8 protein-coding genes (1 of these 8 running past the window's edge) are annotated in these 12,804 nt (G+C 66.0%); 2 read left to right on the top strand and 6 right to left on the bottom strand.

The window, feature by feature from the left end; genetic code table 11:
- Positions 1-73: 73 nt before the first annotated feature.
- The 4 genes from CKY28_RS12835 to CKY28_RS12820 all read right to left on the bottom strand — a co-directional run bounded on the left by CKY28_RS12835 (position 74) and on the right by CKY28_RS12820 (position 6,717).
- Positions 74-850, bottom strand: a complete 777-nt coding sequence (locus tag CKY28_RS12835) for an IclR family transcriptional regulator (RefSeq protein WP_095998775.1) — start codon at positions 848-850, stop codon at positions 74-76.
- A gap of 196 nt (positions 851-1,046) precedes the next feature.
- The gene (locus tag CKY28_RS18965; RefSeq protein ID WP_095998774.1) at positions 1,047-3,482 is read right to left on the bottom strand and encodes an FAD-dependent oxidoreductase; all 2,436 of its coding nucleotides are present in this window, start codon (positions 3,480-3,482) and stop codon (positions 1,047-1,049) included.
- Between the two features lie 8 nt (positions 3,483-3,490).
- Positions 3,491-4,867 (bottom strand): glycoside hydrolase family 125 protein, encoded by a 1,377-nt coding sequence (locus CKY28_RS12825; RefSeq protein WP_217989588.1) that lies wholly within the window; start codon positions 4,865-4,867, stop codon positions 3,491-3,493.
- On the bottom strand, positions 4,864-6,717 hold the full coding sequence (locus tag CKY28_RS12820; protein WP_141243928.1) for a hypothetical protein: 1,854 nt from the start codon (positions 6,715-6,717) through the stop codon (positions 4,864-4,866). The genes CKY28_RS12825 and CKY28_RS12820 overlap by 4 nt, the downstream gene beginning before the upstream one ends.
- A gap of 257 nt (positions 6,718-6,974) precedes the next feature.
- Here CKY28_RS12820 and CKY28_RS12815 point away from each other — a divergent pair, with 257 nt between their 5' ends.
- Positions 6,975-9,695 carry a TonB-dependent receptor gene (locus tag CKY28_RS12815; RefSeq protein ID WP_095998772.1) on the top strand — a complete coding sequence of 907 codons (2,721 nt, stop codon included), beginning with the start codon at positions 6,975-6,977 and terminating at the stop codon, positions 9,693-9,695.
- A 130-nt stretch (positions 9,696-9,825) separates the two neighbouring features.
- On the opposite strand, the gene CKY28_RS12810 is transcribed toward CKY28_RS12815, so the two are convergent.
- Positions 9,826-10,128 (bottom strand): acetate and sugar kinases/Hsc70/actin family protein, encoded by a 303-nt coding sequence (locus tag CKY28_RS12810; RefSeq protein ID WP_141243927.1) that lies wholly within the window; start codon positions 10,126-10,128, stop codon positions 9,826-9,828.
- A 656-nt stretch (positions 10,129-10,784) separates the two neighbouring features.
- Positions 10,785-11,978: an MFS transporter gene (locus CKY28_RS12800; protein WP_176473084.1), complete on the bottom strand. Its 1,194-nt coding sequence runs from the start codon at positions 11,976-11,978 to the stop codon at positions 10,785-10,787.
- Between the two features lie 580 nt (positions 11,979-12,558).
- Here CKY28_RS12800 and CKY28_RS12795 point away from each other — a divergent pair.
- Positions 12,559-12,804, top strand: the beginning of a protein-coding gene (locus CKY28_RS12795) for a phytanoyl-CoA dioxygenase family protein (RefSeq protein WP_095998768.1). It continues 504 nt past the right edge of the window; the window shows 246 of its 750 coding nt (coding positions 1-246); it begins with the start codon at positions 12,559-12,561; its stop codon lies off the right edge, out of view.

The following is a 12,804-nucleotide window of genomic DNA, read 5'->3' as shown; positions in this document are numbered from 1 at the left end:
AGCCATCCCTTTACTGGTGCTCTAGGCGCACCAGGTTAGCCTAGATCGAGCGCTTGACGGGTTAGCGGCCGATCTAGCCGCCGCTGGCCAGTCGCTGCTCGATCGCATCCGCGGCCGCCTGAAGCCGCTTGGAGATGTCAGGGATGAAGTTGTCGCCGATATGACGGCTCGAGATCGCCACCCCCGCGACGGGGGGATGCCCGATCGTGGTGCCGATCGACACGATGTCATCTTCGAACTTGAGCACGGCGTAACCCCGTTTGCGCGCCGCCTCCACGGTCGTCTCGATATCCTGGCCCGGAAGCAGCGATTCGGGAACATTGCCAGGCGCAGGCGGGATCGGCCCCGGCGGACCGTCCTGGGCGGCGAGAAGCGCGACGCCGATCGTCGAGTGATCCGCCGGCCACAGCTCATGCCTCAGGATCGCGCCCTCGATGGATTGACCCGGCCGTTCGTGGAAGAGGTAGCAGACCTGTCCGTTCCATATGGTGCCGAGCGCCACCGTATAACCGTCGCTACGCAGTTCCTTGAGGGTCGGCAGGGCGGCAGGAAGGAGGCCCGACGCCATCATGCTCTGGGCCGCCAGCGCGTGAAGGCGTGGGCCGGGCCGGTAACGGCGGTCCGCATCGCGCTCGAGCAGGCCCATATAGGCGAGCGTGCCCAGGATGCGGTTTACCCGCGTGTGCGTCAGCCCCATGCGTCGCGCGACCTCGCGCGATCCGATCGGCCCACCGGCGCCGACAAGCTGCTGCAGACAATCGATGCCGGTGATCAGGCTGTTGTTGGGCTGGGCGGGAAGCCCGCGCGCATGGATGCCGTTCTCGGGCGTTGAAGACTTGGCGCGCGACATCGAAATGCTGTTACCTGTTCACCGCTTCGGAACGTGGTGGAACGCCGGAGACGCCCGCGCGAGGCGGCGGGAAGCCTCGACGCGGTCGGCCCCGCATAGCGGGGAGCCGCTCGACTGTCGAGTTGAGGGGCGGACGGCGCGCGAGGCGTTCGCCTGGACTTGGCCCGCCTAGCCGGACGGCGGCGGGCGAGGCGACCTAATCGGATATGCTCGAATAGGCTCGAAACTCATACAGGCGAGCCTCGGGCGCACCGTTCGTCGCCTCGACTTCCAGGCGAAGAGCCGACGTCGTCACCTCCGGGAAGTCGATGACCCTGTGCCGTTGATAATTGCCGCGCTCGACATGGACCTCGCGCCAGCCGTCGCCTTCCAGGGCGAGAAGGCGGAAGTCGCGCACGCACTCGGGCGCGCGAAAGAACGCGGCTTCCGATTGCGTGAAACGCGCCAAGTTCGTGTCAAACGACAGCCGCACGGATGATACCGGTCGCGGCTCGGGGAACTCGAGATCCAGCCGCTGAGGCATCGATAGTTCCGGATCGGACATCCACAGGCCCGGGAGCCGTTCGGGCCAAGCGACACCGTTGTTTACGTTCCCTGCACCGAACGGCCGCTGATCCGGCGACGTGCGCATCGCGAGGGCGGCGCGGAGCTGGCGCCAGTGCCGGTAGGCGGGGATGTGGACCTCGTCCGGCGCGAAGGCCTCGAGATGCGCGTTGTGCGGCTCCGGCCCGCCCGAGGAGACATAGAGGTACTGCAGCGTCGTGCCGGCCGGCCACTCGACGGCCTCCGCCCACCCCACATGTTCGCCGCCCAGGATCGCGATACGGTATGGGTGACCGGGCTCGACGGCGGCGTCCAGACGGGCGGCGTGCCAGCCCCGCGCCCCCGGCTCGATCTCGATCCGGCCGCGAGCGACGATCGGCAGATCGTCGACCCTGTCCCAGATCCTGTTCAGACGCTGCACGACCACCTGCAGACGCTGCGGCGCTTCAGCCTCGCTGCGCAGGTAGAACTCTACGGAGTCCAGTCGGGCCTCGGTCAGGGGCACGACCATTCCAAGGCCGGGCGACGCCATGCGCCCCGGTCCCGCGTCCTCGCCCAACCAGTACCAGGTCGTCTCGTTCGCGCGCTGAAGATCGAGACGCGCTTCGCTGCTGGCGGTCGCGCTGGCATTCAAGGCGAGGTCGGCCGGGTCGCGATTGACGATGCCAGGAACGCGGACGTCAGCGCGAAGCAGGCGCTGTTGATACGGGGCGAGATGCGGACCGTTGTGCGCCGCGAACTCGCGGGGGAGCACGTCCGCCGCGACCGCGCCCGCGGCGGCCATGCCGACGCTCTGGCCCAATTGGCCCAACGTCTGCATAACCCGGGCGGGGCCCAGCGCCACGTGCGTGGTGCTGAAGCAACGCCCCGCGATCCACAGGTTCACGACGTTCCGGCTGTAAAAGGCGCGGAGCGGCAGCGTGAAGGTCGGTATCCGGATCCAGTGCTTGTAGTTCTTGTCGGCGTTTTCGCGTTCGCCGGGATCCTTCTTATTCAGAATGCCGCCCTTGATGTGGAGATCGATCCACCAGCCCGCATATCCTATCGCGTCCGGCCAGCCGCGATCATTGTGGCAGTCGTGTTCGGTCATCATCACGTCGCCCATGAGGCGACGGCTCTCGCGCTTGCCCGGGATCATGCCGACCCAGTCCAGTGCGTAGTTGCGCGCCTGCTCACGATGCTCGGAGTGGTTCTTGATGTAGTTCCAGATGCCGAGCACATGCCGGTGCAGCTCGTGGCGCACCTCCGGGTTGTCGTCGATCTGGTGGAAGGGGTTGCACACCTCGAGCCACCAGTAGCCACCGTAGACCGGCTTGTTGAGGTGGTACAGCGTCCGCTTGAAGCCGATGTCGGCCGCCGTCTCGTAGCGTTCGATCCAGGGCGGCGGGTCGTAGTCGACGGGTCGGCCTACATCCCGCGCGCGCATGGTGATCGTCGCGCCCATGGTGACATCGTCCGGAAGGACCGGCGCGAGGGACTCGTTGAACTCGTCGCGAGCCTCTCGGCCGTAGCGGTAATCCGCACCGGCGAGGTGGCCCACCGTGCCGTCGCCGGTCGCGTCGATGAACTGGGGCGCCACGAGGCGAATCTCCTTCTCGCTACCCATTTGTGTCGCATGCACGGCCAGTATACGCCTGTCCCCGCCACCGATGCGGCCGAGCCCGTTGGAGGTGGGCTCGGAGTTCCCCGACGATTCGGGCAAGGGCTCGCTGTCGACGGCGCGGACGACGGTGTTCAGCAGGAACGTCAGGTTCGGCTCACGATGCGCCGCTTGGAGCAGCGTGAAGTCGAAATGCGAGTTGATCATCCCGTGATCGGGAAACGCCTCGTGATTGGACGCTCGATCCTCGAGAAGAAGCGAGAGCGTCACCCCCGTATGGCCCGCCCACGCGTTGCTGTGGTTGGCGCCGTGCGGAACCACCCGTACCTCGCTCGAGCAGTTGCCGCCGAACACCGGTCGATCCTGGACCAAGGCGACCCTCGCTCCTTCGCGCGCGGCGCCAATCGCCGCGCAGAGGCCCGACAGCCCACCACCAACGACGACAAGGTCGAATTCGCGGATTTCCGCTTCGTTCTGCGAGAGGGGCATGCGCTCGGCTAGTCCATTGACGGGAGGGGCGAGCGCAGCAGCTGAGGGCGCTCTCGATAGACGGTGGCGATCAGCTCGCCGAACAGGGTGTTGGCCCAGGCGAACCAGGGACGCGTGAACTTCGCGGGCGCGTCGGGATCCAGGCTTTCGTGCATGAACCCGGTGCCGTCGTGGGTGGACCGCAGCATGCCGAGGCAGGCGAGTATCTCGCCTTCGTCGTCCGAGGTGAGGGCCTGCATCGTGATCGCGATCGGCCAAACGGTTCCCACTCCGGTGTGCGGACTACCCACGCCGCGCGCTTGGCCGCCCGCCGCGAAATAGGGGTTGTCGGCGCTGAGGCAGAAGGCTCGCGTACGACGGTAGCGATCGTCGTTCCGATCGCAGACGCCGAGATAAGGCAGCGCCAGGAGCGAAGGGACGTTGGCGTCGTCCATGAGGTAGGACCCGCCGAAGCCGTCGACCTCGTAAGCCCAGATCCGCCCGTGTGCCGGATGCTCCACCGTTCCATGCGCCTCGGCCGCGTTCCCGATCTCACGCGCCAGCGACCGGTATTCCGTCGCGAGGGTCGGCCGCCCCATCGTCTCCAGTAGCTCGACCACGTCGGCCAGCGCAGTCGCGGCCATGAGGTTGGCCGGCACAAGGAACGGGAGCTTGCAGGCGTCATCCGAAGGGCGAAACGCGCTGCGCACCATGCCGCATGCTCTCGACGGATCGCCGGCACCGCCATTAGGAAGGGAGTCCCCGAAATCGCAGAGGCGCCGGAAGCTGTACGTCGAGCCCTGATCGCGAAACGGCCCAAGCTGCTCCACCCGCAGCGTTCGCGCCACGAGCTCGGCAGCCTCCAGCCACGCGTCATCGAACACGACGCCGTCGCCGGTCGCGCGGTGGTAGCCGCTCGACAAGCGGAGGAAGTAGGCAAGGCTGTCGAGCTCCCATTTACGCTCGTGGACACCTGGTCGCATCTCCGTGAGATCGTCGCGCCACGTCCCTAGCTCGGCCTCGCGGTAGAAGGCGTTCGCGTAAGGATCGAGCAGTATGCAGCGGGCCTGGCGGCGCACGACCCCCGCGATCAGGCGGGCGAGCGCCGGATCGTCGGAGGCGAGCGGCAGGTACGGCCAAACCTGCGCAGTGGAGTCGCGCAGCCACATCGCGGGAATGTCGCCGGTGATGACGAACGTGTCCGGCGCCCCGGTGTCGTCGGCGGGAACGTGCGTGATCGTGGTGTCCAGCGTGTTCGGAAAGCAGTTCCGCCACAACCTGGCCAGTTCCGGATCGGCGATCGAGCCCTCGACCTCGTCGATGAAGCGCTCGACCGCGTCGCTCGTGAAACGACGGTCCCTGGCCGCCGGACGGTCGTCGGTGGCGCTCGTGGTCCGGATCATCATGCCGCGCGCACATCTTCGCTGCCGGTCGCGACCGGGGCGGGAAGCACACCGCGCCCATCGAGCACCCGGGCGTAGCGCGCGATGGTCCGCGGCAGCACGTTGATCCGGTCGCCGCGCCTGAGCTCGTCTATCACGGCCATGAACCGGCTTCCCTCTCGCCAGATGTAAGGCGAGAACGAGATGACGGGCGCGTCGAAGGTGGCGAGGATCCAGCCCGCGCCCGATGCCCCCAATGCGAGCCCGATATTCTCCGGCGTCGTCGCGCGGACGAACGGCGAAGCACCTTCGATGGTTCGCGGGGTCTGGTTGATGCTCAGCGTACCGGCGTCCCGCGACTTCCACAGTATGCGATTGCGCCCGGGAAGCGCCGAGGAGACGATGTAGTCGAGGCCTGCGTCCGCGATCGCGCTGAACAGGTCGCCGCGAACCCGATCGAGTCGATCGAAATTCGAATCCATGAACGCGTAGTAGCCGGTCGGCGTCCCACCCGACCCGGCCAGGTCGCGGATGCGGTGGAGCGCCTCCGTGCAGTTCTGCCGAAGCAGCGTGGCCGGGCACTCGCACTCCGCCAGCACGCCGAGACCGCCGCTGTGGAGGACGGGCTCGACGAGTCCACGAGCTCCGCCGCGACCGGGAGGAACCTGCAGGAGTTCCCATGTCTGCGGAGCGGTCTGGTAGCGTGCCGCATGCGCTCCGATCCCGAGCTTCAGGCCCGACCATCCGGCCAGCTCGATCAGCGCGAGCATCGCCTCGTTATGCGCGACCTCGCCCGAGTGGAACACGATCGATGTGAGCACGCGCCCCTCGTCGGCCCATTGTTGCAGTTGCGCGTCGTCGGGATCGTCCGAGGAAGGATCCGGGAGCGGCTCGGCCCAACGGTGGGGCACGGTCTCCACAACGGGGAAAGCGGGCCGGTTCGGGTCGATGATCTGGATGCTGACGCCCCGCTTGGACCATTCGAAGATGTCGCCATCGCCGGTCTGACGGCCCGTAATCACCCGGTTACCGGTTCGAAGCGCGAGCTCGGCCGCCGCCGCGGCGACGGGGGACGCGTTCTCCGTGTAATGTGAGAACTCGATCTCGGCCGGCGGTTTCGGCGTCAAAGGTTCGTACACCGCGACTCGTCGATGACGGCAGTGCGACGCGAGTTGCGCGAGCACCGCCGGGGGATCTGCGAAGACAACCCCGCCCGCGCTTCCGGCCCAGCGCGACGCGATCCGAAGCGTCACGGAGCCGAGCGTGTCGTCGGGTTGCGCCTGATCCACGTCTTCGAACCGGACGAGGCCGTCTTGCGTCCGATCGGCGGCTGATCGTCCACGGTAGAAACTCAGAACCGGAACGTCCGGGGCGAGTTCTGCGGCCTCCTTCGCGTCATTTGTCGATACGCCGAGTCCCCGGCGAAAAAGCATCTCCGGGAAGAGGTAAGCCTGTAGGCGCGATCCGTTGCCCAGGGCGGGCTCGGCGTCCGCAGCCGGACCGACGATGACCGCCTCGACCCGGCCAACCGATCCGGACCGCATCAGCGCCGCGTAGAGTTCAGACGGCGTCTCGGCCTCCGCCAGGACGGGGAGCCCGAAAGCGGCGACCGACGAGTCGAAGACGGCACCTGCTCCGTACCGGACGACGCGGACGTCGAACGCGGCGCACAGGTAGTTGAACTGAAGGTGATGCTGCCCGCCCAAGACCGTGCTGCCCGTCTCGGCGAAAAGCCGACCGTCACGCTCGCTCTCCAGATAGACCTCAAGCAGGGCTCCGGCATCCGTCGCCATCCAGGCGACGGTCGGGACAACGTAGGCGACGTCACGAGCCTGCGCGCTGGCGACGAGCAGCCATAGAACCTGCTTCGACATGCGCGTCTTGTCCCCTCCCATTGTCAGGCGCGACCTGCCCACAACTGGCTTGGTGGCACTGTACGCGTACCAACGACGAGCTGTCTAGGCGAAAGTTACCGCGCGTCCGATCCCCGCTCATGAAACGTAAAGCCCGCTGGCGCGTGTCTCTCCAAGGCGAGTCCCAACTCGAGAATAGGGCTTGACGGACCCGTAATACGGCACTTTAGTAGCACCAAAGATACGCGGAGTGATCGCGGCACTAAGGGGAGGCTCTGATGAGGGTTCACGCACGCGGGCGCCTGCTGGCTTCGGTGGCGGCGACGTCGGCTTTGATTGGTATGCTGGCCTGCCCGGCGGCGGCACAAACGGCTGAACCCGGAGCGGCCGAGCAGACCTCGACCGACGAGCCTGCTCAGGACATCATCGTAACCGGTATCCGGGCAAGCCTCGCGCAAGCGATCGACCGGAAGCGGAGTGCGGACCAGGTCGTCGACGTGATCACCGCCGACGACATCGGCAAGTTACCCGACGACAACATCGCGGAGTCGATCCAGCGTGTCACGGGCGTGCAGATCACGCGGGACGAGGGCGAGGGGCGCGGCGTCAACATCAGAGGTCTCACGGCCCAAACCACCATCAACGGCCGTGTCCAGGTCGGCGCCAACTCTCGCAACTTCGATTTCCGCAACCTCGCTGCCGAGTTCTTCCAGACGATCGAGGTCTTCAAATCGCCACTGGCGTCCCAACCCGAGGGCGCTCTTGGCGGAACCGTCAATCTGGTCACGCGCAAGCCGCTGGACGGCAAGCCGGTAGTCTCGATCGGCGTCGAGGGTCTCTACGCCGACTACGCCGAGAAGCTCGATCCGCGGGTGTCGTTCTTCGCGAGCGATCAGTTCGCCGACGACACTCTGGGCGTCGCGCTCAGCGGGGCATACCAGCGCCGGCACGTGCGGTCGGACTACTTCCAGGCGCTCTCCGGCTGGCGGCGCGATACGCTGTCCGTGAACACGGGCTTCGACTTCAACCCCGGTGACACGGCCCAGAACCGTGACGTGATTCGTCCGGCCGATCTGCGATACCGGACGCAAGACGGCGAGCGCACGCGCTACGGTGTCGATGGGACGATCCAGTGGAGGCCGAGCGATCGCTTCGAGGTGCGCTTCGACGGAACGTACACCCGCTTCGAAAACGTGTTCCGCAACGCCTGGTTTCGCACGCTCTCCAACAATCCGGGTTCGTTCGTGCCCGGGTCGCTCGTGATCAGTGACCAAGGAAGCCTGTTGGGCGGCGTGTTCACCAACCAACGAGTCGAGATCGACGGACGGTACGAGTCGGAGCCGCTGAACTTGTACACGTTCGGCGGCAACGCTCGTTGGGAGGCCGGACGCCTCACCGTAACGGCGGACGCAAACTACGCTAAGTCGGACTTCAAGCTCATTTCGCAGTTCCTGCGTTTCGAGGGAGTCCAGCCGGCAACCGTGGACTTCAGGTTCACGGGCGAGGACGTACCGCCGACGCTTGCGCTTACCAACGCGAACGGCTCCCCTTACGACCTTTTCTCGCCGGCGCTGTACGTGCCAAACCTCGCGCAGGATCGAGTATTCGACGGCGCGTCCGAGGAGATCGCGGGCAGGCTCGATTTCGACTACCGCGTCGAGTCCGGCATTTTGCAGAGCATCAAGGCCGGCGTCAGGCTGACGACACGCGACGACACGTTCCGCGTCGGCCAGACGGCCAACCAAACGGGCAACCGTGCCAATCCCGCGTTCTACGACCAGGCAACCGGCCGGCGTCTGACGATCGCCGACGCCCCCCTGAACACCTTCAACGCCCCCTATCCGTGGCGACTGTTCGAGGACGAGGGCGGCACCTTCCCTCGCGGCTGGCTCATCCACCGCTACCCGGCCGATGATCCGGACGTCGGATCAACCGCGTACCTGGACGCCTTCAACATCCGCGACTTCGGCGGACTGATCAACTCGGTCCCGGAGCAGTCCGACATCAAGGAGGACACGCAGGCGGCGTACGTCATGGCCGACTTCTCCGGGGATATCGGATCGCTGCCGTTCAGGGCGAACGCCGGCGTGCGCTATGTGCGGACCGAAATCACCTCCCGCGGCCTGTTCAACAATAACGGCGTCGTCACGCCGGTTGAGGGGAGCAACGTCGACGAACGCTGGCTACCCGCCGCGAACATCACCTTCAATCTCCGTCAGGATCTGCTGCTCCGCATCGCGGCCGCGCGCGTTCTGCAACGGCCGGCGCAGGCGTCGCTGGCCACCGGATACAACATCAACCTGTCATCGGGCGTGGCTTCCCTGGGCAACCCCCAGCTCGATCCGTTCCTGGCGAAGCAGGTGGACGTCTCGCTGGAATGGTACCCCACTCGGGAAACGCTTTTCTCGTTCGCGGCGTTCTACAAGGACGTCGAGAATTTCACCGCCGCGCGGACGTTCACCGGCCCGATCCCGGGCGTCACGCAGCTCGACGGCGACACCGATTTCGTGATCACCCAGCCGGTCAACGCCGGCGGCGGCAAGATCAAGGGATTCGAAGTCGGGGTACAGCTGCCCCTCACGTTCTTGCCGGAGGCGGTCAGGGGTTTCGGCGTCATCGCGAACTATACCTATTCCGATTCGTCGACGACCAGCGGGCAACCGATCGGCGGGCTGTCGAAGCAGTCCGCCAACCTGATCGGCTACTTCGAGCGGGGCGGCTTCTCGACCCGGGTCGCTTACAGCTGGCGCAGCCGGTTCGCGGAGACGGGCGAAGGCGGCAACCAAGCCCTGCCCTTGAACATATTCGAGTACATCGCGCCCGCGGGGTACCTGGACGCTTCCATAAGCTACGACTTCTCCCCGAACTTCAGCCTCGTGCTCGACGGCGTCAACCTGCTTCGCACCAAGCAAGTCCGCTTCACCGGCATCGAGGAGCGCCTGCGCGATCTGTCCATCACCGACAGGCGCATCTCCTTTGGTGGGCGTATACGCTTCTAAGGCACAATCCAGCCACTTCGGTGTGCTGCGCCATCGCCCGGTTCCGGCGCGTGACGCGTGCCTGACCGGGCGACGGGCTGATTTCGCGGCCGAGATCGACGAACCCGGTCCTCCGGCGAACTACGGATCGCTAACCGCGGGAAGCGGAAAGCGCGCGGCGAGCTGGTTCCATCGCCCAGAGCGGTGCGGCCCGGCCGCTGAGCGTCGGCGCCGCGACGATGGCCTCATATTGATCGTCCGATACGCGGCAGTAGCCGCGAACAAGGCTGGCGGCGTGGGCGCGGACACGCTCGTTCAGCCCAGGCGCGCGGAGCACCCCGCCACGCAAGTTGACTTGTTCCGGGCCGAGCATCGCCTGGTTCATGATCACGATCTGCGTGAGGTAGAACGCGATCACGTCGTGTGCACGGCGATCGGGCGACATCCCGGACAAGTCGGTCTCCCTTCGTGCTCGGATAGCCGGCCTGCCAGCCAAGCCCTCGGCTGGAAGCATGAAAAGGGCAGATGCCGGTGAACGTCCGGTCCTCCGGAGGTCGTCGCAGACGGCAATGGCCCATCTCCGGATGGCGAAGGTCGTGAACCGGGTGGCCATGGATGATCGATACCGGCGCCCACCGTTTAGTAGATTGATGCGGGACGTGCGGTACAAGGTTCCCCAGGGACCTTTCGCGAGTGCCGTCCCGTTCACGTCAGTATGCAGCCCCACCGGACAGTTGACCGCCTGCAGCAACGGTGCGGTCATGTTCGCGCCTTTCCAGGCGGGCTTTGGGGTCGCCCCGACCCGACCTCAGCTGGACCTGGACGGATTGACCCCGAGCGGCCCGAAGCTGGCGACGCCAGTGGCCGACAGCGCGCCCAGGTCGATTTCTGCCGTGCGGAAGAGGTCGATGACCTCTCGGAGGGTCTTCTCGGGCTCTCTCGTCGGGATGCGCTCGGTTCGCAGAGATTTGGTGCGACCGCGTGCGACTCCGACCACGATCTTAGCGCCACCGGCCCCCGCGCCTCCGAGAAGGAGGGGCATGGCCACCCGGGTCCGCGCCTCCCACATGTCAGCCAAGCCTCCGCCGGCCGCACGCACGACCGATCCCGTCAACCTACGGCCTGCGGCTCTCCGCGGTCGGCGGTGCGCCGACGATCCGCGACGATAGAGAGCCACAAGACGAGCGCGGCGATAGGATGGAGCAGAGCGAGGCCGCCAAAGACCACTGCATAGCCCAGCTGCTCGATGATCGGTCCGGCAGCGAAGTTGAGGATCAAGCCGGTGCTTGCGCCGAACGCGCCGATGACGCCGAAGGCGGACGCGTTGATGCGGGCAGGCAGCATGTCGGCGAGAAGGGGGCCGGTTCCGAAAAACCAGAGCTGGCAGGCCACAGTCACGATCGTGATCAGCAGGAGCGCGACGGCGAGGTTCGGCGCGAGCGTCGTTAGCGCACCGATTGGCGCCAGTACCGCGCCCGAGTAGAAGAAGAGAAGGCGCGAGCTGATCGGATCACGCCCCCGCGCAACCCTTTGATCGGTCAGGTGTGCGGCTGCTATGCAGATGACCGATGCCGTAACGGTCGGGATCCAGCCTACCGCGCCAAGCTGGGCTAGGGAAAGCCCTAGACGCTCCTGCAGGTAACCGGGGATCCAGAAAAGGTGGAAGTACCAGACCGGATCGCTCAGGCCTCGGGCGGCGACCACTCCCCATAAGCGACGTTCGCGGAGCACCTCGCCGAAGGAGGCGGCGCCCGACTCGCGGATTTCCGCCTCGGCGGGAGCCCCGCGATCGGCGAACCACCAGGCCAGCGCGAGGAGCAGTCCCAGCACGCCGGGCAAGATGAAAGCGCCACGCCAACTCAGATGCAGCGTGAGCGCCGCGATCAGCGGCGGCGCCGCCACGGCACCCAGCGTCGTGCTCGGCGCGACCAAGCTCATGGCGAACGCTCTGCGCTCCGATGGCACCCAGGAGATGATCGCACGCTGGAATGCGGGAAAGGTCCCCGCCTCGGCAGCTCCCAGCAGTGCTCGGGCGCCACCGAGCTGTCCAAGCGATTGGGCGAGGCCTCCCAGCGCGTTCGCGACCGACCAACTCGCGATGAACACGGTCATGGAGAGCCGGCTGCCGAACCGGTCCACGATCCGGCCGCCTACCACGTACATGATGATGTAGGGCACCATGAACGCCGCAATCAGCGTGGAGTAGCCGGAGTCGTCGAAATCGAAGACCGACTTGAGCGTCGCCTTCAGGATGGAGAGTGTCTGCCGGTCCAGGTAGTTCAGGAAGCCGGTGCAGAAGAGCAAGGCTACGATTAACCAGACCTTGCGTGGAAGCGGCGCGCCGGGCGTAGGCACGTCAGAACTCGGCGGCGGTCGTGCAGGATGCGGTACGCTTGATGAGGGCACAATCAGCGAGGTGGTAAGCGACCGCAGGCCGCGGGTTTCGGATAGAGGCCGGACGATAACCGCGATAGCCCCGACGCTGCCTCGTGCCCCGAACAGAGTTCATCGTTCCATCTCCTCCTCCGATAATCGCCGTGCAGCGACTTGGCGCTAGATGAGTGCCGATTCGGCGTGGGGTCAAGGTGTAATCCGTCTCACCGCGCGCGAGCGGGGCCGGCCCGCTCCGAGCGGAAGCTGCCTTGGAGTCGTACACAGCCCCGATGCCTTCGACCGCGTAACAGCGGCGCAAAGCGTTTCGTCGTGTAGCGCTATCCAGCCATCCGCATATGCGTGGTTGACCGCGCAGAAGCGGAACTACATAAGTGCCAAGAAGTGCAGTGGATACGTTGCGGTCGGCGGGTGACTATGCGGGAGATCCCGATCACCTTCGCCTACACCGTACCGGACGATCGGAACGCGCCTTTGTCCGTTGGAGGCTTGTGTGGACCAACCAGATCCTCTTCAGCGTAACCGGCTTTCGGCCGACGAGGTGGCCCGGTACGAGCGGGACGGCTTTCTCCAGATACATCGCCCGATACTGCAGCCGGGGAAATTCGAGGCACTCAAGTCCTTGTTCGAGGAGCTTCTCGAACGATACGGATCCGACGACCTGGACGTGCCGCATTTCCGCGAACCTCGCCTGCTGGATTTCTTGTTGGACGACGAAGTGCTTGACCTGATCGAGCCG

Source organism: Sphingomonas lenta (genome assembly GCF_002288825.1).
Taxonomy (GTDB): domain Bacteria; phylum Pseudomonadota; class Alphaproteobacteria; order Sphingomonadales; family Sphingomonadaceae; genus Sphingomonas; species Sphingomonas lenta.
The sequence above is the reverse complement of the archived record's forward strand: the minus strand, read 5'-3'. Positions and strand labels throughout refer to the sequence as shown.

Coding starts and splice junctions, on each gene's coding strand:
- CKY28_RS12835 (WP_095998775.1), bottom strand. CDS start 850: ATGTCGCGCGCCAAGTCTTCAACGCCCGAGAACGGCATCCATGCGCGC.
- CKY28_RS12825 (WP_217989588.1), bottom strand. CDS start 4,867: ATGATGATCCGGACCACGAGCGCCACCGACGACCGTCCGGCGGCCAGG.
- CKY28_RS18965 (WP_095998774.1), bottom strand. CDS start 3,482: ATGCCCCTCTCGCAGAACGAAGCGGAAATCCGCGAATTCGACCTTGTC.
- CKY28_RS12815 (WP_095998772.1), top strand. CDS start 6,975: ATGAGGGTTCACGCACGCGGGCGCCTGCTGGCTTCGGTGGCGGCGACG.
- CKY28_RS12820 (WP_141243928.1), bottom strand. CDS start 6,717: ATGTCGAAGCAGGTTCTATGGCTGCTCGTCGCCAGCGCGCAGGCTCGT.